The sequence below is a fragment of the Vibrio sp. Makdt genome (genome assembly GCF_027587015.1).
Taxonomy (GTDB): Bacteria; Pseudomonadota; Gammaproteobacteria; order Enterobacterales; family Vibrionaceae; genus Vibrio; species Vibrio chagasii_B.
Genome location: NZ_JAPPTH010000016.1, coordinates 92,800 through 115,170 on the forward strand (window position 1 = coordinate 92,800; position 22,371 = coordinate 115,170).

19 protein-coding genes are annotated in these 22,371 nt (G+C 44.2%); 13 read left to right on the forward strand and 6 right to left on the reverse strand.

The features are described 5' to 3' along the window. Positions 1-70: 70 nt before the first annotated feature. Positions 71-2,194, reverse strand: a complete 2,124-nt coding sequence (locus OH460_RS18705; RefSeq protein ID WP_269999117.1) for a TonB-dependent siderophore receptor — start codon at positions 2,192-2,194, stop codon at positions 71-73. Positions 2,195-2,401: 207 nt separating this feature from the next. Next, positions 2,402-3,310 carry an AraC family transcriptional regulator gene (locus OH460_RS18710; RefSeq protein ID WP_239931554.1) on the reverse strand — a complete coding sequence of 303 codons (909 nt, stop codon included), beginning with the start codon at positions 3,308-3,310 and terminating at the stop codon, positions 2,402-2,404. A gap of 219 nt (positions 3,311-3,529) precedes the next feature. On the opposite strand from OH460_RS18710, the gene OH460_RS18715 reads away from it, so the two are divergent. Then, positions 3,530-4,288, forward strand: a complete 759-nt coding sequence (locus tag OH460_RS18715; RefSeq protein ID WP_269999118.1) for a siderophore ferric iron reductase — start codon at positions 3,530-3,532, stop codon at positions 4,286-4,288. 74 nt (positions 4,289-4,362) lie between these two features. Next, positions 4,363-5,148, forward strand: coding sequence for an ABC transporter ATP-binding protein (locus OH460_RS18720; protein ID WP_239937149.1), 786 nt, complete (start codon positions 4,363-4,365; stop codon positions 5,146-5,148). A 102-nt stretch (positions 5,149-5,250) separates the two neighbouring features. On the opposite strand, the gene OH460_RS18725 is transcribed toward OH460_RS18720, so the two are convergent. Next, the gene (locus OH460_RS18725; protein ID WP_269999119.1) at positions 5,251-6,444 is read right to left on the reverse strand and encodes a multidrug effflux MFS transporter; all 1,194 of its coding nucleotides are present in this window, start codon (positions 6,442-6,444) and stop codon (positions 5,251-5,253) included. Positions 6,445-6,711: 267 nt separating this feature from the next. Here OH460_RS18725 and OH460_RS18730 point away from each other — a divergent pair, with 267 nt between their 5' ends. From OH460_RS18730 to OH460_RS18745, 4 genes are all read left to right on the forward strand, one after another. Then, complete coding sequence (locus tag OH460_RS18730) at positions 6,712-7,803, forward strand: PQQ-dependent sugar dehydrogenase (RefSeq protein WP_269999120.1); 1,092 nt, start codon at positions 6,712-6,714, stop codon at positions 7,801-7,803. 445 nt (positions 7,804-8,248) lie between these two features. Then, complete coding sequence (locus OH460_RS18735; RefSeq protein WP_004737278.1) at positions 8,249-8,458, forward strand: cold-shock protein; 210 nt, start codon at positions 8,249-8,251, stop codon at positions 8,456-8,458. Between the two features lie 117 nt (positions 8,459-8,575). Continuing rightward, the gene (locus tag OH460_RS18740; protein WP_116871421.1) at positions 8,576-9,115 is read left to right on the forward strand and encodes a YaeQ family protein; all 540 of its coding nucleotides are present in this window, start codon (positions 8,576-8,578) and stop codon (positions 9,113-9,115) included. Then, the gene (locus tag OH460_RS18745) at positions 9,108-9,707 is read left to right on the forward strand and encodes a hypothetical protein (RefSeq protein WP_269999121.1); all 600 of its coding nucleotides are present in this window, start codon (positions 9,108-9,110) and stop codon (positions 9,705-9,707) included. Before OH460_RS18740 ends, OH460_RS18745 begins: the two co-directional genes overlap by 8 nt. 743 nt (positions 9,708-10,450) lie before the next feature. Here the strand turns inward: OH460_RS18745 and folE are convergent. After that, on the reverse strand, positions 10,451-11,104 hold the full coding sequence (gene folE / locus OH460_RS18750; protein WP_004737232.1) for a GTP cyclohydrolase I FolE: 654 nt from the start codon (positions 11,102-11,104) through the stop codon (positions 10,451-10,453). 216 nt (positions 11,105-11,320) lie between these two features. Here folE and moeA point away from each other — a divergent pair, with 216 nt between their 5' ends. From moeA to OH460_RS18785, 7 genes are all read left to right on the forward strand, one after another. Further along, positions 11,321-12,556, forward strand: coding sequence for a molybdopterin molybdotransferase MoeA (moeA, locus tag OH460_RS18755; protein WP_269999122.1), 1,236 nt, complete (start codon positions 11,321-11,323; stop codon positions 12,554-12,556). A 12-nt stretch (positions 12,557-12,568) separates the two neighbouring features. Further along, entirely contained in the window at positions 12,569-13,318 is a 750-nt protein-coding gene (gene moeB / locus OH460_RS18760; RefSeq protein ID WP_269999123.1) for a molybdopterin-synthase adenylyltransferase MoeB, read from the forward strand. Positions 13,319-13,578: 260 nt separating this feature from the next. Beyond that, positions 13,579-15,714, forward strand: a complete 2,136-nt coding sequence (locus tag OH460_RS18765; RefSeq protein ID WP_269999124.1) for an LruC domain-containing protein — start codon at positions 13,579-13,581, stop codon at positions 15,712-15,714. Between the two features lie 11 nt (positions 15,715-15,725). Next, entirely contained in the window at positions 15,726-16,334 is a 609-nt protein-coding gene (locus tag OH460_RS18770; RefSeq protein WP_269999125.1) for a hypothetical protein, read from the forward strand. Positions 16,335-16,495: 161 nt separating this feature from the next. Beyond that, a complete protein-coding gene (locus OH460_RS18775) occupies positions 16,496-16,810 on the forward strand; it encodes a hypothetical protein (protein WP_239961781.1) in 315 nt (104 codons plus the stop codon). A 50-nt stretch (positions 16,811-16,860) separates the two neighbouring features. Then, positions 16,861-17,709 carry a sulfurtransferase gene (locus OH460_RS18780; protein WP_269999126.1) on the forward strand — a complete coding sequence of 283 codons (849 nt, stop codon included), beginning with the start codon at positions 16,861-16,863 and terminating at the stop codon, positions 17,707-17,709. Between the two features lie 328 nt (positions 17,710-18,037). Beyond that, positions 18,038-20,338 carry a putative bifunctional diguanylate cyclase/phosphodiesterase gene (locus OH460_RS18785; protein WP_269999127.1) on the forward strand — a complete coding sequence of 767 codons (2,301 nt, stop codon included), beginning with the start codon at positions 18,038-18,040 and terminating at the stop codon, positions 20,336-20,338. A 147-nt stretch (positions 20,339-20,485) separates the two neighbouring features. On the opposite strand, the gene OH460_RS18790 is transcribed toward OH460_RS18785, so the two are convergent. Further along, entirely contained in the window at positions 20,486-21,052 is a 567-nt protein-coding gene (locus tag OH460_RS18790) for an OmpA family protein (protein WP_269999128.1), read from the reverse strand. A 1-nt stretch (position 21,053) separates the two neighbouring features. Then, positions 21,054-22,370: a TadE/TadG family type IV pilus assembly protein gene (locus OH460_RS18795; protein ID WP_155645051.1), complete on the reverse strand. Its 1,317-nt coding sequence runs from the start codon at positions 22,368-22,370 to the stop codon at positions 21,054-21,056. Position 22,371: the final 1 nt, after the last annotated feature.

A 22,371-nucleotide genomic window follows, 5' to 3' on the forward strand; every position in this document is an offset into this window, starting at 1 on the left:
TCTAAATTCTATATTTCTTCAAACGACAAAAGCAGCCTTGTGAGGCTGCTTTATTAAGACTCTAACTTAGTTAGAACTCGTAGTTCACGCTTAGCTCTACAGACTGCTCAGCACCGAACCAACAGTTCGATTGGTCGTAACACGCGTAATATTCTTCGTTGAAAATATTGTTCACCGCTAGGTTAGCAGTTGCACCAGATAGTGTGTCGCTGGCTGCGCCTAAATCATAACCCACCGACAAATCAACAACCGTGTAAGACGGTACTTTGCCTTGCGTGTTGCTTGCATCCATTTGCATTTCGCCTACGTAACGAGCGCCTGCACTGAATCGAGAACCCGCTAGCATGCCGTTAAATACGTTGTAGTTAGCCCACACATTAGCCGTATGTTCCGGTACATAGATCGGTGTCGTACCCTCTAAACCGTTACTAGAGTCTTCAGTGATTTCCATGTCAACATACGTGTATGCAGCCGCAATATCGAAGCTTTCTGTCGCGAACCAACGTCCCGATAGTTCCGCACCTTGCGATACCACTTCACCCACTTGGATTCTTGGGCCATAAACGTTAGTCGGGTCTGTCATCAACATGTCTTGCTTAACGATATGGAATAAAGAAACCGTTGCTTCTTTCGACATATCGTCAGACAGGTATTTCACACCAATCTCTGCTTGTTGTGCGTTCTCTGGATCAAACTCATTGCCCGATTTATCAACACCCGGAGCTGGTTCAAAGCTCGTCGCATAGCTTGCAAACGGTGCTAAACCATTATCAAACTGGTACAAACCACCTAAACGGTAAGTGAACTGCTTGTGATCAGATTCATGGGCGTAGTAATCACTCTCAGATTTGTAGTGATCAAATCGCGCACCGGCAATCAGTACTAATGCATCCAGACGAACTTGGTCTTGAACGTAGAACCCCAGCTGGCTTGACGTCGTGTCATCTAGATATTCACCCGTCTTAGTCACATCACTGCGGTCTAGTAGATCATTGTTCGGATTCAATGGATCAAAGCTATTAAACCCGCTGCCATTCGCACTATACGATGAGTAGTTAACATTACCGTCTAGATCTTGGTAATCGATACCAAGCAACAAGTTATGCTCTACTGAACCAACATCCACAATACCGCTCAATTGGTTATCAATAACAAACCCTTTAAAGCTCTCATCGGTAGAGTACAAGTAACGATCCAGCTGATTAGGTGTGCTTGGGTCGTAACTCACATGATAAGTGTTCTCTTGGTATAAAGAAGCATCGGTATAGCGAGCATTCTGTAGGAATGTCCAATTGCTATTAAACTCATGGTTGATTTTATAGCCGACCATAAGAACTTCACGCTCAAATTTGCTCCAGTTCTTGTCACCCATAGAAGCCGATGGATCGCTTGCTTTCAACACGTCTAGTGGCATTGACGAGTTGATACCCATTGAAGGATCATTTTGGTAGTACAGGTTGAAGTTAATCAACGTACTGTCTGTTGCTTGCCAGTCCACAGAAGGAGCAATTAAGTAACGCTCTTCTTCTGCATTATCAACTTGACTGTCCTGCTTACGAGCAAGTGCGATCAAACGGTAAGAAAAATCGCTATCACCAAACTGACCAGTAGTATCGATCGAAGCTTCTTGTAAATTACGTGAGCCTGTCGCAACGCCAACTTTAGTCGACGGCTCCGTTTGTGGCGCTTTAGCGATCATATTCACCATACCACCCGGTGGCATCGCGCCATAAAGTACAGAGGTAGGCCCTTTGAAGATCTCGACTTGCTGCATTGCAATCGGATCTATCTGTGGTTGTAGGTTCCAACCATTTAAGAATTGAAGCGAAAGACCATCGTAGTAGTTAACGTTATTCGTGCTAAAACCACGAATAGAATAAGAGTCAAACATTGCTACCGAGCTACCACGGTTTTCAGTTACAACACCCGGTGCATAACGAAGGGCTTGATTCAGAGATTGAACACCACGTTGCTCTAACTGTTCTTCATCAATAACGGTAATACCTTGAGGCGTTTCTTCTGGCTCAAGTGCCGACTTAGTCGCGGTATTACGATACGCCTTGCCCATAATTGTGACAGTTTCTACATTCGAATCTGCCGCTGTAACGGTTTCTTCCGCCAACGCTTGCGCTGAAAATGCAGTGAGCAATGCAACTGCAAGTGATGAATACTTAAAACGAGTGTGAGTGGTCATGATTCCCTCGGTACCAATGCTTATTGTAAATAATAATAAATATCATTTGCATTGTATGTATCTATAAAAGGGATAATTAACAATTTGGTGCAAGTTCACAAAGAACTTGGCCGATTTATAACGAAAAAAGGTCAATTGATGATTAAAAACACAATTGACCTTATTGAGTAAGAGGCTTTACAAAGAATACGTAAAACACAGATATGACTACGATTTAATAATGGGAACCCAGTATTCCATAACTGCATCTGTGGCATGAGCTTGATAGGCTAATGGGTATACTTCGAGCTCATAACCATCGACACCTCGATAGCCAGAACTCGGTAGCCAGTTAAGTACAAACCAACTCAGAGTGTGTCTAAGGTTCTCAATCGGACCACAGTGTTTGACCACGGCATAGGTTTGCTTTGGAATGGTTAATACGTCTAACTTATCAGAGATAATGCTCGGCAATTGAGGAATTGAAATCTCATCATTAAGCTCTACTCCCGCCCAATAGTGAATATTGGTACCATCAAAGCAAGACTGAGTAAGGTCAATAACACCAATAAACTGAAGTGCGTTATCGTCCGGCAGGCTCACTTCGTCTTCCAAGCGCGACCACAATTGAGGGACTTTCTCTGCAAAATCTTGTGTCAGTGAAAACAAGCCACTTATTTCTGAGGTAATACCTTTAACAAGGAATGACTCTCTTTCATCAATGCGTACCTCAACAAAACTGAGTGGACCGTTATCAGCAGCGCTTACCGTTTCAGATACTTGTATCGGTTTTCTAAGCCCTGCTCTTTTGCCCGCTTTTCTATACTGACTGGGGCTGGAGCCAAACATCTGCTTAAAAGAACGACTAAAGCTAATTTCTGAATTGAATCCGAGTTCAAGTGCGATATCGATCACTCGCTTTTTGCTGTCCAACAGTTCTTCAGCCGCTTGACTTAGCTTTAGCTCCCTCACGTAGTTTGCCACGGTCAGTCCCGTTTCAGCTTGAAACACTCTTTGCAGCTGCCAGCGAGACCAACAGCTCTGTTTCGCAATATCTTCTAGCGATAGTGCAGAGCTAAGGTTCGCATGGATATAAGCCAATACGCGGCTGATACGGTCAAATGCAGGAGTGTTCATAGTCACGCTTTTATAATCTCGATAGTGGTAACAATTAAGTCTATACAGGAATACTTTTTAACATTTAAAGCGACTTTTATCACTTAATAATGGCCAAGGCGCATTCAATTTATAAATTTTTTAAGCCAAGAGTTCTCTGAAGAGATGCACCATTTTGTATGGTTATCGTCAATGAGGTTCGCTATGATAACGCAACTGATTATCATTTAATGGTTTAAAATGCTTTCCCAGCTGCACAATATTGCCACTCGTCGCAGAGCCCCCTCCCTGCACCAGAAAATCTTCGCTTACTCAAAACAAATAACGCCTTATCTAAGCGGAAGTTATGGCTCTCTGAGCAGCAAAAGCATCGCAATGACAAACGATAAGAGCCATATCGAGATCAAACGTGTTTACGATGGATTAGCGGAAAATCACACAGAAGCAGGTAAAGCTTATTGGTTGACCCGAACTTGGGATCTCGTCTGCTGGCAACCCATCTATGTGACCTTCGTTTCTATCTACGGCCTTCACTCCCTGCCTGATATTAAGAATATCGGTCAGTTTAGGTACAAAGAGTTCGTCACAGGATATCGCTTCTTTAATGGTGATCATCAACACGGCTCACCTGAGGAATTGATACCTAAAGCGGGCGAAGCCATACTTGCACTTACTGAGTTTTATCGCAGCCAGATAAGTGAATGGACACGCATCCGCCCTGGTTTTACTAACCATTTATTGGCAGATCTACTGTTAGGCAGTCTGATCAAATTGCAGCAACATGAACCAAGCCTGACCAACGACTACATCACTGCACAAGCTAAGCTTTGGTTAGACGCATGCCAACTGCCTGAAAGTCACTTAGATAGCCTCAAGGTCGATGCCGATTCAGGATTGCTTAAACTGATTAGAGTGAGCTGTTGCCTAGTCTACAAATGCGATTCTAGGAAGTATTGTGACGATTGCCCTAGGCACCCTGACAATAAAAAAACTGCGTAATATCACCCTCTATTTTTAGAGACCAGTAAAGCGACTTTTATTGAACAACTTTATTGGTCTAGCACAGGACTGACATGTTTCAGCTTTCAAACATCAAAATCGTTCGTGATGAGCGAACCATTCTCTCAATTGACGAGCTTTCCATCCCGACGAATGAGCTTACCGTGGTTCTTGGTCACAATGGCTCTGGTAAATCAACATTGGTTAACTTGCTTTCAGGACAGATGTCACCAGACTACGGCACTGTTGAATTAGACAATGCATCTCTTTCTTCATTAAAAAGCAAAGACTTAGCTAAGAAAATTGCGTATTTGCCGCAAAAGCTCCCAGCTTCTGCAGGCTTAACGGTAGAAGAATTGGTTCGCTTAGGCCGTTTTCCTTGGCGAGGCGCGTTAGGTCGTTGGAACTCTGAAGACAAATCCATCATCCAACAAGCAATGGAGAGAACAGGCGTTGCTCAGTTTTCACAGGCGTTAGCAGACGATTTATCCGGCGGTGAACGCCAGCGTGCGTGGGTATCGATGTTGCTTGCACAACAGTCTCCGGTATTGATCCTCGACGAGCCAACATCAGCACTGGATGTTCATCACCAATTCCAACTGATGGGTTTACTGTCTGAACTGAACAAAAAAGAAGACGTTGGTGTTATCGTGATTCTGCACGACTTGAACCTTGCGCTCCGATACGCGACACACATCGTTGCTCTGAAGAAAGGTCAGATTGCCTTTGAAGGCAGCGCCGATAAGTTACTTGATGAACAAGCACTGTCTGCACTGTATGAGTCCCCGATCAGACTGATCGACCACCCGGTTCCAGCCAAAACAGCCGCAAGCGAGAAAGTCGCCGTGGTCTGCGAATAGCCAATATTCTGGCAAGTTAAACCAAAACGCTGAACATTAAAAAGGCCATTGAAATTCATCACTTCAATGGCCTTTTTAATTTGAGTTCGCTAGCTAATTTGACTAGCTAAGCTGTGCGTCTCTGGCTTCTTGGCTACTAAAACCTCGAAGGATATTAAACAACGTAATCACAGTGAATAACGCAATGACCAGTGATAAATGCCACGCCTCTCCTAGGCCAAGCTTAACCAGCCCCATACTGACAATCGAAGACACAACCATTTGACCACCGCCCGACATCGCAGCCGCCGCGCCTGCATTCTTCTTGTAAGGCAGCATCACCAAAGCTTGAGCACAAGGCAGCGCAATACCATTACCGAGTATCATTAAAAACTGACCAATCATTAGATATAAAGGCTCAAGTGGGCAAAAGAAAAGCCACAACGCAGCTGAGATGTGTAGCACAGGCGTACATAACAGTGTTTTCTTATTGCCTAATATTGGGCGGATACGGTTACACAAGCTGGTACCACCTAGCATCCCCAATGCAGGTATCACCGCCCACATCGCGTATTCGTCGGAAGTCATACCGATCTGGTTCTGCATGATAAATGGCATCACCGACACAGTGGTGATCATCAAACTAAAATTAAGCCAGCCAATGCTCGCAAAGCTCATAAAGTAGCGAGAAGTGAGTAGCTCTTTGTATTGCAACGCCATTTTCTTCGGTGAGGGAATCGCTGAGAATTGAGTGACGGTTTCTTTGAATTTGAACGCCAATACCCCCCAAGCCAATGAGACATACCCAAGTAGCGAGATGAATACCATACTCCAGCCAAAGTGGAAGTTGATAAACCCACCGATAACAGGCGCAATCAGGGGAGTAATAGACGCTACCATGGCGATATAGGACATAGCCAATGGTAAGTCAGATCCGCTGAATCTATCTCGTGTGGAAGCGCGAGCAAGCACCGCACAACAACCTGTTCCTAAACCTTGCAGGAATCGACCCAGTACCATACTGGTAAATGAATGGCTGAAGAAGATGATCATCAACAGGCCCAGCATCGCAATCAACAAACCGCTTAACAGTACCTTCTTCCGCCCAAGAGCATCGGAAATAGGGCCATAAATAAACTGAGATGGACCAAACCCCAACAAATACACACTCACCAGAAGCTGAGCTTGCTCTAGCGAGACATCAAAATCCTTCGCGATCCAAGGTAAAGACGGAAACACCAAACCCATACTGAGTTGGCCGATACTGATGACCAAACACGCCAGTAAGATCGACTTAAAATCAAATCGACGGCTCATGATGTGGTACACGTAGTTAAAAGGCTTGGAATATCAACCAAACAACATTGAGGTGTAAAAAATAGAGAGAATGTTGCAGGTGTGGTATTCATGGTGCTCCGAAAGGATCAATTAGAGTATGGCAAGGTAAACATACGTGAGCTTGTATAATCATACAATACCGGCTGAACTAAATATGTGAATAGTCACTTTTCACACTCCTTAACTTTCCGCCTGTCGCTGACACACGCTAGACTAAGACTAGATCGTAATAATGAAGGGATTTCAATGAACACTTATCACCGCATTCTCTCCTCTGTTTTGGCACTTATTGTGTCTGGTCCCCTTGCCTCAACGGCGGCCTTTGCTTGGCAAGCTGAGAAGATCACCGATGGGCTCGTAATCCCATGGGGTCTAGCTTATGTCGATGACGACTCTATGCTTCTCACAGAAAAAGCAGGCGTTATTAAACACGTTGATTTAAAAACGGGTGACCAGAGCACGCTGTTCAGGCTCCCTAATATATGGGCAAAAGGACAAGGTGGTCTGTTGGATATCACGCTATCACCTTTCGAAGAAGATAAGTTCTATGTTACCTACAGTAAAGACGTCGATGGCGAAGGCGTAACCACACTCGCTTCTGCTACATATAAAGGCAATGAAGTGTCCAATTGGCAAGATGTGTTTGTTTCCAAGTCGAGAACTGACACAGGTCGTCACTTTGGGAGCCGCATTACCTTTGACGATAGTCACCTGTACTTTTCCATTGGCGACCGTGGTGACCGAGACAACGGTCAAAACACCCTAACCCATGCTGGTTCGATATTGCGGCTAAATGCTGACGGGAGCACACCAAGCGATAACCCATTTGTAAATAACGACAAGGTTCTCGACGAGATTTGGAGTTTCGGTCACCGCAACCCACAAGGACTTTTCTATGATTTCCCAAGTCAAAAGCTTTGGTCTATTGAGCACGGCCCTCGTGGCGGTGATGAAATTAACCTAATAAAAGCAGGAGCCAACTACGGGTGGCCTGTCACATCACATGGTAAAGAGTATTGGGGCCCTATCAGCGTTGGTGATTCGGAAACCAAAGAAGGCATCGAAGCGCCTAAAAAGGTCTACATCCCCTCAATTGCACCTGGCAGCTTAGTGGGTTATCAAGGGAATAAGTTTCCTGAACTCAAAGGGAAACTGTTAGCGGGGGCACTTAAGCTTACTCATATCAATGTGGTAACGGTCAATGAACAAGGTGAGGCAATAAAAGAAGAGCGCCTACTAGAAGAGTTAGGTGAACGAATAAGAGACATCGAAACCTCACCAAACGGTGACATTTATTTTAGCACTGACAACGGCAATCTTTATCGACTGAAAAAGTAAGAATAGCTCCTATACGAGAAGACAATATTCGACAATGATTTTATAAATAAAGCCGTTAAATATTGTGGTTCAAAGCAGTTTAACGGCTTTCTTGTCTCAAAGCAGAACGTACCAAAACCGTGCAACGACTCTAATTTTGTCATCAAACATACCTATGTTTTTCACAAAAACGACAAGAAATCACCATACAACTGTAACTACATGATATTTAAGGAATGCAAAGTTTGACTACCCCCAAGTTTCTGCAACCTTTCCCTATGTATTCGATTGACTATCCCCTGATTTGATTTAGACTCGATTCCGGCTAGAAAGAAAGTTCTTTGTATATAAACATTTCGTTGGATTACTAGTAACCCCGTTGTGTTGTACGCAATAGCAATAAACTTTTCCACGCTATCAGTGCCACAATTGGCTCACTATAAAAATTAATTTTAGGGATAACATCATGTCTAACACAGTTACTGGTACAGTAAAATGGTTCAACGAAACTAAAGGCTTCGGTTTCATTCAACAAGAAAACGGTCCAGACGTATTCGCACACTTCTCTGCAATCACTGGCGAAGGTTTCAAAACTCTTGCTGAAGGCCAAAAAGTTGAGTTCGTAGTATCTCAAGGTCAAAAAGGCCCACAAGCTGACAGCATCAAAGTACTTTAATTTAGTATTTTAAAGCTTTCTAAAAATAGCCAGCCTCTGCTGGCTATTTTTTTACCCGCTATTCAGAGATTTAAGGTAAGATTCCCCTTCACTATTTTTACCTAAGACACCGCACCAATGGCTCTTAAACCGACAATCTACAAGTTTCGTATCTCTTTAACTGATATGAACCGCGACTATTACGACTCTTTTAATCTAACGATTGCACAGCATCCTTCTGAAACAGAACAGCGTATGATGGCTCGTATCATGGCTTTTTGTATCAATGCTTCACCGGAGCTTCAATTTACTAAAGGGTTGTCGACTATCGAAGAGCCTGATTTGTGGCAGAAGTCTTTAGATGACCAGATCCTAGAATGGATCGATGTGGGCGAACCTGACGCAGAACGTGTAAAGAAAGCCACTCGCCTATCAAAGTCTGTTCGTGTGTTCAGCTTCAACACTAAATCAAACGTATGGTGGGAGCAGAACAAAGGTAAATTCGGTTACCTAAAAGCTCAAATCGTTCGCCTAGATAATGATGGCATCGAGCAGTTGGCCGCAATGACACAACGTACGATGGATCTTTCAGTTATGCTGACAGGTAACTCTGCATTCGTGAATAGCGACACACAATCAGCAGAAGTTACGTGGGAAGAGCTACAGAGTAATGACTGAGCTTCCAACCAGTAATCAGCAAAAGCTTGAAGCCAACCAACAAGCTAAAACCAGACTTCACGTTTGTTTGAAGGAGTCTGGGTTAGATTCGGTAACGGCGATTGCGACAGGTTTCGAGAAAGAGCTCTCGTCTTTTATTGACGAAAACCACGCTCTGTTTAAACACGCTTGTGAGAATAAACCCGATAATTCAGCACGTCAGACACTACTTGGTCTACTGACCAAAGAACATATCGATGCCAGCTATCGTTTTGAGAGTAATAAAAACGCTAGTGAAGCGATGCAAAGTGTCTTCGACAATACGGTAGGCAGTGAGCATGGCGACAAGTTTCAAAACTCGAACTCTCAGCAGTTAAAGTTAGTGACGCATTTATGGTTGTTCATTCAAGGTCGACTAGGTATGGATTACAGCCTAGCCAATGATCACGCAGCAGCGACCGCCAAGCTACTGTCTCGCTTATCAAGAAGCACAGATGATGAAATCCGTGTTGAGTTCATGGCAAGTTTTTACGATGGCTTGAACATCTACCAAGCAGAGAATAAGCCGTCTGGTTTCATTCATAGCTTAAAGCGTTTGTTTAACCTGTCATAAGCACTCCACCAGCTAAAATCAAATTTGCGCTTTGCACTGTGTAGAGCGCATCTATTCCCAACCATTTTTCCCACTATGACCTCTGAGCATGAGATTCCCTATTACGCTCGTCCCTCGCTATAGGGAATGACGGGGTTATGTGCTCAAAACTTCTTGAGTGCGTTTCACGAAGACACTTTCGCCAGTATTCTAAAGATTCACCTGAATTAACTCGTCGAAGTTTTCCGTCACCCTCAACATACTCTTGAGTCAAATCCCCCAATATTCTCCGTCATCCCCGAGAAGGAGGAACTACTGAGTCGGGGATCTCATACCGAACCATAGATACAAAAATAGATTCCCTACTATGCTCGTTCCTCGTTATAGGGAATGACGGGGTTATGTGCTCAAACGTATTGAGTGCGTTTCACAAAGGCACTTTCACCACTGTTCTCAAGATTTATCTGGATAAACTCGTCGAAATTCTCCGTCACCCTCAACATACACTTGAGTCAAATCCCTTATTATCCTCCGTCATCCCCGAGAAGGAGGAACGACTGAGTCGGGGATCTCATACAAAGTCAGAAAACTGCGCAGACAAGCAGGTCTCCTACTCGTTTATTCTCCACTCTCGGTAATGACAACATTCGTAGTCATTGCAATTCACTTTATTACAGGCACAAAAAAGCCCCGCTGAGTGCGAGGCTTAGAATTTTGGTTGCCGATTTATTGAGACTAAATCGCGCTTATCACATCACAGGCGATTAACGCAGGCCGTGCAAAAACTCGTGACGCGTTGCTGGGTTAGATTTGAAAATACCACCCAGTGCTGTGGTCGTGGTTTCGCTGGTTGCATCCATTACACCGCGCGATTTAACACAATAGTGAACTGCATCCATGGTTACTGCAACATCTTCTGTTTCAAGCAAGGTTTGCAAAGCCACAAGGATCTGCTGAGTCATACGCTCTTGAACTTGTGGACGCTGTGCAAAGAAGCGCACGATACGATTGATCTTAGACAGACCAATGATTTTACCACGAGGGATGTAAGCGACTGCAGTCTTACCATCAATCGTCACTAAGTGGTGCTCACAAGTACTGGTCACGGTAATGTCTTTTACACGTACCATCTCACGAACGCCCATCTTGTTTTCAATCACGGTAATTTTAGGGAAATTTGCGTAATCTAAACCAGAGAAAATCTCATCCACATACATTTTAGCAATGCGGTGTGGTGTTTCTTCCAGGCTATCATCCGTAAGATCAAGTTCGAGTAGAGTGAGAATCTCACGCATATGGTGCTCGATTCGTTCCTTTTTCTCTTCTCGGCTAACCTGGTTAGGACTCATTGGCGTCTCTAAACCGCGGCTTGCTAGCGCATCTTTAACCAACTTCGCTGATTCGCTAAGACCTGACATTGAACTTCCTCTTTTGTTACCCCTTCTGGATGGCAAACAAGGATACTCGGAATTTTGAATAAATACACCCATATTTTAAGGGAGGTCATTATTTACGGGGGCTAAACTGTGCTAAAGTGGCTTCAATTTCGTTGACGAAAAGCGTGTTTTAATCATTATTGAACCACCATTGCCAACCACAAAAATCAAAACAATAACGATCAAAGGATTTCAATTATGGGCTGTTGCGACGCTCCGGGCTTAATGCCAATTGAAGAAGCACTAGATAAGCTGCTGTCACCAATCAAACCTATTCAAACGACTCTAACTCTGCCATTGGCAGATGCTTTGGGCTACGTTCTTGCTGAAGACATACTCTCCCCTATTTTTGTACCTCCTTTTGATAACTCAGCAATGGATGGTTACGCACTACGTTTAGCAGACCTAGAGAATGGTAAAGTACTGCCATTGGCGGGTAAGTCTTTTGCGGGTCAGCCGTTTGAAGGCGAATGGCCAGCAAACACCTGCGTGCGCATTATGACTGGCGCTAAAATCCCGGAAGGTTGTGATGCAGTCATCATGCAAGAAAATACTCGTGAAACCGATGCAGGTATTGAAATTCAGCAAGACGACATCAAGCTGAATAATAACATTCGCCCTACGGGTGACGACATTAAGCAAGGTGACATCGTTCTTAGCCGCGGTGAACGTTTAACGCCTCGTGACATTCCAATGATCGCTTCACTTGGTGTGAGCCATGTGATTGTTGCACACAAACCGAAAGTCGCTTTCTTCTCTACTGGCGATGAGCTAAAACCGCTAGGTCAGCCTCTTGAAGATGGTCAGATCTACGACAGCAACCGCTACGGTATCAAACCACTGATTGAAGCATTTGGTTGCGAAGCAATTGACCTAGGTATTATCCCTGATTGCCCTACAACACTTAAAGAAACCTTTGTAAAAGCGCAAGAATTGGCAGACGTAGTTGTCACTTCTGGTGGCGTAAGTGTCGGCGAAGCGGATTACACCAAAGACATTCTCGAAGAGCTTGGCGAAATCGGCTTTTGGAAACTAGCAATCAAACCAGGTAAACCATTCGCATTCGGTGAGTTAGACAACGCTTGGTTCTGTGGCCTACCGGGTAACCCAGTGTCTGCAATGATTACGATGTACGTGTTAGTTCAACCTATGCTGGCGAAACTTGCCGGTCATACTGCGTGGACAGCGCCAGAATCTATTCCTGCAACGACTAAGTCTGCATTCAAAAAAGGCCCTGGCCGTACTGATTACCAACGTGGTATCTACTCGATTGAAAACGGTCAATTTGTCGTAGAAACAACAGGTAACCAAAGCTCTGGCGCTTTCCGCTCAATGAGCTTAGCAAACTGCTTTGTGGTACTAGAGCGCGAACGTGGTCGTGTTGAAGTCGGTGAAACGGTTCAGATTCAACTGTTTAACTCGACGCTTTACTAACGAGGCTTGCTGATGGAAATTTTGTCTGATGCGGAAATGCTTCGCTATAACCGCCAGATCATTCTCAAGCAGTTTGATTTTGAGGGTCAAGAAGCGCTGAAACAGAGCTCGATTTTGGTGTTAGGTGCAGGTGGCTTAGGCTGCGCCTCTGCTCAATACCTTGCGACTGCAGGCATTGGTAAGCTGACATTGATCGACGATGATATTGTTGAGCTTTCAAACTTGCAACGACAAGTGCTTCACACCGATGCTGATATTGGTAAGAAGAAAGTCGTTTCAGCCGCAGAATCCTTGCAGGTGTTAAACCCTCACCTAAAGGTAGAGACTGTCGGTCATAGGCTCGATGACGAAACACTGACGAAGCTAATCGAAGCTCACTCATTGGTGCTTGATGCCAGCGATAACGTGGAAACGCGTAATCAACTTAACCGCTTGTGCTACGCATCTAAAACGCCTTTAGTTTCTGGTGCTGCTATTCGCATGGAAGGTCAGATTAGCGTATTCACTTATCAAGATGACAATGCACCTTGCTACCAGTGCTTGAGCGCTTTGTTCGGCAACGCTGCACTTAGCTGTGTCGAAGCTGGTGTAATGGCTCCTGTTGTCGGTATGGTGGGCGCAGCTCAAGCTTTGGAAGCGATCAAAGTTATCGCTAAGTTTGGACAACCAAAGCAAGGTAAGCTTCTGATTCTCGACGCTATGTCGCACAGTTGGCGTGAAATGAACTTAATGAAGATGCCAAGTTGTTCGGTATGTGGTTAAGCCCACCACAAGTAAGATAGCTATTTTATAACTCCTCAAGCCCTGACCACTGTCGGGGCTTTTTTCTATTTGAACTTGAGTCCAAACATTCCTGATTTCAAATTGAAACACTTCATGAGTAATCAGTTTCATTTGAATTCTCATTTTGAGAATATTGAGCACACTGAGCAACCAATAAAATAAAAACATAAGAATCAACAACTTAAAAATGGCACATTACTTGATTAAGTATCTATACCTTCCATCACAAGGATGTAGATATGAGAATTACAACGTTAAGTTTGCTATTAAGTGCGCCTCTAGTCGCCAATGCAGCCCCATTTGATACCTGCCCGAGTAAGGCATACCTTTTTCAATCCACCCCTGTGCAAGTTTGGGGCGTGAACCTAGTGACTGGTTCTACGACCCTACTAGAAGACGACACGGGGATGAACGCTAATATCAACGGTGTTGGTTTTGATTTCGAAGACAGATACATATATGGCTATGACACCACCAACAAACGTTTGGTGCGCCTAGGCAAGGACTTCCAAGCAGAAGTTATCAACACAAATGGACTGCCAACTGACCACACTTTCTATGTGGGTGACGTCTACGACCATGTTTACTACCTATACCGAACTGGTAAAGGGCTTTTCACTGTTGATCTATCACCTTTAGATTCTGATCCAAATGCAACCGTAACGGTCAACAAAATCGCAGGCAGCCCAGCAACGGTGAAATTGACTGATTTCGCTTTCCATCCAAGTGATGGCTCTCTATATGGTATCGATAATAACTCTGGTGGCTTATACAGCTTCAACCCTACAACTGGTGCCGAAACCTACATCGGCGACACCGGCGAGTTGGGTACGTTCGGTGCTGGCTATTTTGATGTCAATGGCTACTACTATGTGTCTCGTAACCAAGACGGTAAAATTTATCGTATCAACCTTTCTCCAGACAACGCTGCCAATATCGCGGCAGGTATTGTTCCAGCCGTTGAATTTGTTTCGAATGGCCCTGCTTCTGGTCAAAATGATGGTGCACGCTGTGCCAACGCCCCTGTTGTTGATGAAGATTCAAACATCGACTTTGGTGATGCACCAGACAGTTATCTAACTCTACTGGCAAGTAACGGTCCTCGACATGAGCTTGATGGCATTACGTGGCTAGGTACTGATGCGCCAGATGCTGACCTAGACGGCTACGTAACTCCACAATCTGATGAGAGCGTAGGTATTGACGACGAATGGGTTAACGGTGGTATCGGTTTTGTTACCGGACTTGAAGCCGGATTGGACTCAAAAGTCGTTATTGAAGCTTCAACAACGGGTTACCTTTCTGCTTGGATAGACTGGAACCAAGACGGCAGTTTCGATGGCGCAAATGAACAAGTGTTTACCGATTACCTACTTGATGCAGGTGAAAATGAGTTGTTCCTAAACGTGGACATTGACGCACTGTCTGGCACGACATGGGCACGCTTTAGATTCAGTCAGCAGACCAACTTGAGCTACTTTGGCGGTTCAACATCTGGTGAGGTGGTCGATATTCAAGTTGACGTATTAAATGATGGTGCGACAGCTCGCTACTTCCCAAGTGCTTCTGGCTACGCAACACTCGCCTACGAAGATAACTGGCCGTACAAAGCCGATTACGATATGAATGACGCAGTCCTATTCTATCGCATCACGGAAATCCTTAAAGATGGAAAAGTAGTTAAATCAACCATTGATGGACGCCTGGCTGCTGTAGGTGCTTCATACAGAAACGGTTTCGCAGTTCGACTTCCAAACCTAGATCCAAGTTTAGTGAGTAGTGGTAACTCTTACATGAAACACAACGGGGTATTCACAGATCTAGATCTAGAAGAAGGACGTAGCGAAGCAATATTTGTCATTGCAAACGACTTAACTGAGAAAATCACTACCGCTTGTAACTTCTACCGCACCAGCAATGGATGTAAAGAAGACGAACAGTTCTCTTTCCAAGTTGGTATCACCTTAGCGGGTGATGGTGTGAGCACTGCAAGTTGGACTGATATGCCTTATGACCCGTTCATCTTCGCAACGCCAGGGTACTATCACGGTGAAAACCTTCCGATGCATCCGGGACGTAGCTGGGAGGTACACCTACCAGACCAAGCACCGACCGAGGCATTTGACACAGTGAACCTATTTGATTCTGGAATCGGTGTTGACGATAGCGACCCAGCAACAGGCAAATATTTCAAAACAGCAGAAAACCACCCTTGGGCTCTCATCATCACATCAACAGAAGAATGGGAATGGCCGCAAGAGTACGTGGATATCGTAACTGCTTACCCAGAGTTTAAGCAATGGGCAGAATCAAGCGGTGAAAATAACCAGACTTGGTTCGCATCACCAGCAGACAACCAATGTTACGAGCCATAAGGAGAGACGTCATGAGTATCAAAGATAAACATAATCGCGAACATCATAACGTTGAGTTGAGAAGCAACCTCTCTAAGGAAAATAATATGTCTGCACAAAGCTCTTGGAACATGAAGAAAACAATGACCGTAGTTTTAGCTACAGCCCCACTCCTACTTGCAGGTTGTGGTGGGGGCGGAGGTGGCGGTGGTGGCAGCACGGCTTCTCCTTCACCATCATCACCGGCGACACCTGCAACGCCAGTAACTGCGACGCCATCACCGTCTCCAGTAGCCAGTGCAGCAGCGGAACCAACTTACACTATGAGTGATTTAGTGGTACCCGATGGTTTTGATTACAGCTCTGTGGAGCAGTTTGATATCGACATCGACATCAGTAGTATTTCAACAGACCGTTCATTTGTTACCGTGTATAGCCGTTTTAGTGCTCGTGACGACTCGACATTGAAACCAGACTACTCAAGCAAAGTGATTGCAGGATCATTAAACAATGGTGTGTTCGCCTCTAACTTCTCGAGCCCAGTCAACCACGATTCACTTCTTGTTGAGATTTGGTTTTACGATGGGCAGCCACCTCTACAAAAAGTAGTATCGAGCAGCAACTCTCAGATCGTGTGGTAATGAAAGTTTAGCTTCGAATATCAGCAACTAAAAGTGAGCAGCAATGCTCACTTTTTTGATCGTTTCAAACCAATAACACTGAAAATTATCTGATAGGCGTTCATTCACTTTACTTCGAATCTAACTTATATTTTCAAGATAACCTTCAAAGACTTACTCTCATGAAACAGTTAAAAATAGGTCTACTTATTTTAATGTGTGGTGTCGGCGTATTAGTTGCCCTTACCCATTTCCCGTTAACGTCACAGACAGGGCAACGTATTGAAGCCAAAGTGATTTCGAATACACTCACTCAGTCATTAGATGGCCACAGACGCTATCTTACTGTTCAAACTCAAGACAACAGTGTATTTCGCGTATCCATTGCGCCGACCACAGACTGCCCTATTGATTCTGTGGTCTCGCTTGATACATTAAGCAATCAAATAACCGGACAAAGCAGCTATCAGTTCATCCACTGTAGAGCTGCACCTTAGCCGTCGATATAACAACAGCTATAACTACAACAAGAATGGATACAATAAGAATGAATCAGCCACTCATTTCACCAGAACAACTTCAACAACGTTTGCTAGAGCAAGACAACATCATCCTCCTAGACGCCAGTATCGAATTTCAAATTCCAAGTGAGTCTGAAAAGATCAAAGGGCAAATGATTCCTGGAGCAATTCGTTTTGACTACGACAAAGACTTCAGCAACAAACATACCCTACTTCCTCACATGTTCCCTTCTGAAAAACACTTCAACACTCGTGCACGTGAAATTGGTATCAACCAAGACAGCACCATTGTGGTTTACGATAACTCGGGTACTTTCGCTTCGCCTCGCGCTTGGTGGATGTTTATGGCAATGGGACATCAGGATGTTTACATCTTAGATGGTGGCTTACCTGCATGGATTGAAGCGGGTTACGCAACAGACACCTCGTACAGAGCTGAAGTAACACCAGGCAATTTCGAAGGCAATATTCAAGACAACTACTTTGTGGATGCAAAGCAAGTCCTAAGCTATTCAGAGAGCAAGAGTGCCAATATTCTGGATGCACGATCTCAAGCTCGTTTTGATTCTGAAGTGCCTGAGCCAAGAGCTGGATTACGCAGCGGGCATATTCCAAACTCAGTTTGTCTACCATTCGCACAAGTGCTGAATAACGGTAAGTTGAAACCTCAGAGCGAGCTTGTAGAGATCTTTTCTACGTTGGACTTAACACCAACTCAACCGATGTTCTTTAGCTGTGGTTCAGGTGTGACTGCCTGCATCATTTTGTTAGCCGCTAAATTGGCGGGATACTCGGGCGAAATGGGAGTTTACGATGGCTCATGGACAGAATGGGGCGCTAACGAAAACCTGCCTATCGCGGTAACTAACCAGTAATTCAACTTCGCTTACTGCCACTATTAGAATATACTTCGCATGCATAATGAGCTTACTCCTAACATGGGTAAGCTCTTTGTTATTATATCGTAACGGCTCTCGGCTAAACTCCCAGTAATGCACCAACAATAAACTTCGATTAATCAAACACTAATCATTATTGTTGATATGAATGTTAATTTTTTACTCAAGAATCCCGATACCTAGTCGTTACACTATTTAATCATTAGTCATTATCGATGTGTCTTACAAACTTAATACATCATATTGGCGCTCAATAGTTTGTCTCGTGCACTCTGTTCAAAGTCGTAACCAAAAAAGGCATTCCATGGCTCTATTTAAGAAAAATATCTGGTCGCTGTACGCTCTAGTCGTACTGCTCACCTTGATACTTTTCACTGTGCTAGGTGTAACAAAGTGGCAAGCCAATAGAGAAGACTTCATTGAGCAGCAGCATATCCAAGTAGAGCTGTTTTCTAGCTCAGTTAGTTCACTGCTCACAAGCCAAGAGGCACTCCTAGAAGTCGTTGGACACCAATTGGCCCAACAGTCTGACTTCACTCGTACCGCCGCTATTCAGATTCGTCCAATATTAGATAAGTTGCTTGAGACTCATCCAGCGATTGCTGCATTTGGCCTGCTTAACACACAGGGCGATTACTTATCTGTTAGCTCAAACCTCAAACTGGCAGACCAAGACAACTTACTTGAGCTTCCACAAACTCGAGACTCCTTTCTAGAAGCGCTTTCAAGTGACAGGATGGTTTTAGGGCGAACCTATTTTCAAAAGTCCCTAGATAGCCTAGTGATTCCGTTAAGAAAATCGATTTCAGTGGATGGTAATAGCATTGATGCCGTGATGACCGCGGGATTACGTTTAGATAGCACCATAGTATTTGAAAACAACGCGCATGCTGGCAGTTACAACACACTGACCTTGTTACGACAAGATAAGTACCGTCAGTTCTTTTCTAGTGACATCGAGTCTCTTGATGCTTACCTAAAACCAGTAGACAGCGACCTCCTTCAGCGCGTGAGCGTTAACTTTTCAGAGCAAGTCAGCGCTACTGTACAAGAAGCGAAAACGGGAAAAGAGACCTACTCATTTGTTGTCAGTGATAATAAATTCCACTCTCTCCTGAGCGCTAAGTACCTGCCGGATTATAAACTTTGGGTCGTTGGTCGTACCGACCTCGCACACGTCGATACCGTCTTTATCGAAGAATTTGGCATTCTTTTCATTATTTTTATTTTGATCCAGTGTGGTTTCTACATTTTGGTTAAGTCTATTGCGAAGAATGAGCAGCGCACTCGCAGCCAACTTATCTACCAAGCGAACCACGACCCTCTCACTACGCTGCCAAACCGTTTATACATGCGTAAGAACATCGATAAATGGGTGGCAAGTGAGTCAGAGCAATTCTCACTGCTGTTCATCGATATCGATAACTTTAAATGCGTCAACGATACGCACGGGCATGATTTTGGTGACAAGGTTCTTAAACAAATAGCGTTACGTTTAATGCGATTCCGCTCTCGATTGAGTCTATTGGTACGTGAATCGAGCGACGAGTTTCTGTTTTTAACTCCAATAACCAGTGAGTCTGAAATTAAACGACTCGCAGAGCGTATCATCGAGGTACTTTCTCAACCCTATGAAGTGCAAAACTCTCAATTCCTATTAGGCTGTAGCATCGGAATTGCACGTTTCCCTGAGCATGGTAAAGATCTCGATAGCCTGCTTCGCTCTGCCGACATCTCAATGTACAAAGCCAAACAGCAGCAAAACTCATACAGCATTTTCACTACGGCAATGCAAGATGCCCACCTCTACAAGATGAAAGTTGAACAGAGGCTGCGTATTGCGATCGAGAAACAGACACTGTTTATGGCTTTCCAACCTCTGGTGAGAGCAGATGAAAGCATTGATGGTGTGGAAGCTCTTGTGCGCTGGGTTGATGACGAGCTAGGTTTTGTTCCACCCGATGTGTTTATCCCCGTCGCGGAGAGCACTGGCTTAATGCATAAACTTGGCACGTTTATAATCGAGTCAAGTATTATGCAAATCGCTCATTTGCATAGAACGACCGATCAAGAGATCGGGTTATCGATCAACATCTCGGTGCGCCAGTTCTCGCATAAATCGTTCTCTGAACACCTGTTATCCACGCTTGAGAAATACCAGTTCTCACCAAGCTGTTTGACACTAGAGATCACTGAAAGCTTGTTCATTGAAGATGTCACGTTAGTTAAACCGATTTTTGAGGGTCTTAAAGAGAGCCGCATCAAGATCTCTTTGGACGACTTCGGTACAGGTTACTCATCGTTAAGCATGTTGAAAGCACTGCCTATCGACGAGCTTAAAATCGATAAAAGCTTCATAGAGAATATTGCGATAGACCAGCAATCATTGACTATGGTGCAGAACATTATTGCTATCGGTAAGAACTTCGGAATGGTGGTGTTAGCAGAAGGTGTAGAATCGAGCGAACACTTCGCGATCCTTAAAGACTGCGGTTGTGATTTGATGCAAGGCTACTACTTCTCACGCCCTATCCCATACGAAGAGCTGTGCCAATATCTTGCACCCTCAGAGTCAATTCAAGAGCAAGCAGAGCCTATGGTTTAGTAGCTTAGCGGTGTAGTAATTCACAGATATAATAAGACTAAAAAGGGAGCCTATATTGGCTCCCTTTTGGTAGAGTCGAGTATCGTTATACACCACTCAAGGCCGCAGCCCAGAGAATAAAAACACAGACAATGAAAACAAAACCCATTACGACTTAACTGTTATCACAACTCGTCGATTGCAACCTGTTGCCTTGTTGTCTGCAACCTTACAAATGGGTGCGCTTTCGCCATACGCATATTCAACGATGCGAGTTCCTTGGCGAAGATCTTCCTTTAAGTAGCTAGCTACCTGCCCAGCACGACGTGACGAAAGGGCTTTGTTGTAGCTTTCACTACCAAGACTGTCAGCGTGGCCTTCAATAAAAATCTTTGATTTATCGCCGACTAAACTTAGGTATTGTTCTAGTACTTGTTTATGACTTTCATCCAACTGATACACGTTGATTGGATAATTAAGTACTAGAGATTGTGTCGCTTTATCATAGAAACACACATCGTCTTGAGCCGCGACTTGGATCACCTCGCTCTCTTTATTGAGCAGCTCATTCTGCGGTCTTTCATCACGCTCTAATAATTTACCCGTTACTTGAGTCGTCACAACATGAGAAGAGACTAACGTGGTCGATGTTATGTACTCATCGACATTGCCCAAGCAATTCGCATAGCCCATTGGAGAGAGCAACATCATAGAAATCATCACTAGGTATCTCATGTTAATCCTTAAGTTTTCCTGTTTCTTCATTAATCAAATTCAAAATATACTTGTACACATCTTCACCATCTTTGGCGTGATAAATGTTTTTCTTGCCGAAGCAATCTCCAAAACCATCACTTGCTTGGACGCGGTAGTTAATACCAATAACACCCATTGTCACTTTCGTTTTCTCAGCTTCAGTTGGCGCATTGCTTTGGAAACGATTCCGTTTCGCTGAAATGGTTGAGCGCAGCTTTTTACATAACCCCTGATCCACTAATTTCTGTAAATAGGTCTCGTCGCTGTCACTACCATCGGATAACACAATGAACACCTGTTCAGGGTTAAGGTTGGTCGCTTTATTGGCTTCTTGTGCCGCAGCAATGATTCCATTCCAAGAAGAGGTACCTCCACCAGCTTTCAACTGAGTGCTCATTAACTGAGCTCGAAAATTGTCATAATCCTCAGTCAATGGAATATCGTAAAACTTGTAGTAATCATCAAAATCATTGTTTCGCTTATAAAGTCGCTCTACTTCATATCGACTCATTCCATACGATGGTTCGATGATCTCGTCATACAAGATTGGTTTATCAAACATTCGTCTCACTGTTGTCCCGGGAGAGTTTCGAGCGTAGTCATAAGCGTATTTCTTTCTCCAGGCGCCCCGATAGCCATAAGCGTTAAGCCTCACTATCTCATCGTCTTGTTTCACATGAAGAGGGTTGTACCCAAGCAAGGCGACTCTGCTTTTTTCTTCGGTATTAAACTCTTCAATGTCGTCAACGACTCGCTTAATGGTTTCTTTCACGACATCTAACTTCATTTTGCCGTTCTTCCACGAGTTGCCCATAGATCCACTGAAGTCACCAATAAAGTAGACGTCTACTGGCTGAGGAAGATATTTGCGCGTCACAGCTCGGCCACTGACTGAAAATTCAGGCTTTAAATTTACGTCTTCGTATGCAATCCAAGACGTGTATTTGGCCGTCGCACTCACCACAAAGTCGCTGAACGGTGCAAGCTCACCACTTGCTTGTACACAACCATCTTTGTACTCACATTTACTGGTATACACCGCTACATCGACATCATCTGTATTATCGACAACATAACGATCAACTAAGTAGCGTGCATACTTAACGTTGTTCTCTTCATCCTCTCTAGGGCTTGCGATAAGCGCTAGGCTCGCTACCTCTGCCGCTTCCAGTAATCTGGTATGCGCAAGCATCTGTTGCGACATCTGCATCGAAAACGCCATAAAAATAACCATCATTGGTAACAGGCCGACGAACAGAATACCCGCTACTCCCTTATTTCTTTTTATTGAACGCACC

Coding starts and splice junctions, on each gene's coding strand:
- OH460_RS18745 (WP_269999121.1), top strand. CDS start 9,108: ATGACTGAGCTTCCAACCAGTAATCAGCAAAAGCTTGAAGCCAACCAA.
- OH460_RS18780 (WP_269999126.1), top strand. CDS start 16,861: ATGAATCAGCCACTCATTTCACCAGAACAACTTCAACAACGTTTGCTA.
- OH460_RS18785 (WP_269999127.1), top strand. CDS start 18,038: ATGGCTCTATTTAAGAAAAATATCTGGTCGCTGTACGCTCTAGTCGTA.
- OH460_RS18705 (WP_269999117.1), bottom strand. CDS start 2,194: ATGACCACTCACACTCGTTTTAAGTATTCATCACTTGCAGTTGCATTG.
- OH460_RS18715 (WP_269999118.1), top strand. CDS start 3,530: ATGCTTTCCCAGCTGCACAATATTGCCACTCGTCGCAGAGCCCCCTCC.
- OH460_RS18725 (WP_269999119.1), bottom strand. CDS start 6,444: ATGAGCCGTCGATTTGATTTTAAGTCGATCTTACTGGCGTGTTTGGTC.
- OH460_RS18790 (WP_269999128.1), bottom strand. CDS start 21,052: ATGAGATACCTAGTGATGATTTCTATGATGTTGCTCTCTCCAATGGGC.
- OH460_RS18770 (WP_269999125.1), top strand. CDS start 15,726: ATGAGTATCAAAGATAAACATAATCGCGAACATCATAACGTTGAGTTG.
- OH460_RS18720 (WP_239937149.1), top strand. CDS start 4,363: ATGTTTCAGCTTTCAAACATCAAAATCGTTCGTGATGAGCGAACCATT.
- OH460_RS18740 (WP_116871421.1), top strand. CDS start 8,576: ATGGCTCTTAAACCGACAATCTACAAGTTTCGTATCTCTTTAACTGAT.
- OH460_RS18735 (WP_004737278.1), top strand. CDS start 8,249: ATGTCTAACACAGTTACTGGTACAGTAAAATGGTTCAACGAAACTAAA.
- moeB (WP_269999123.1), top strand. CDS start 12,569: ATGGAAATTTTGTCTGATGCGGAAATGCTTCGCTATAACCGCCAGATC.
- OH460_RS18765 (WP_269999124.1), top strand. CDS start 13,579: ATGAGAATTACAACGTTAAGTTTGCTATTAAGTGCGCCTCTAGTCGCC.
- OH460_RS18730 (WP_269999120.1), top strand. CDS start 6,712: ATGAACACTTATCACCGCATTCTCTCCTCTGTTTTGGCACTTATTGTG.
- folE (WP_004737232.1), bottom strand. CDS start 11,104: ATGTCAGGTCTTAGCGAATCAGCGAAGTTGGTTAAAGATGCGCTAGCA.
- OH460_RS18710 (WP_239931554.1), bottom strand. CDS start 3,310: ATGAACACTCCTGCATTTGACCGTATCAGCCGCGTATTGGCTTATATC.
- moeA (WP_269999122.1), top strand. CDS start 11,321: ATGGGCTGTTGCGACGCTCCGGGCTTAATGCCAATTGAAGAAGCACTA.
- OH460_RS18775 (WP_239961781.1), top strand. CDS start 16,496: ATGAAACAGTTAAAAATAGGTCTACTTATTTTAATGTGTGGTGTCGGC.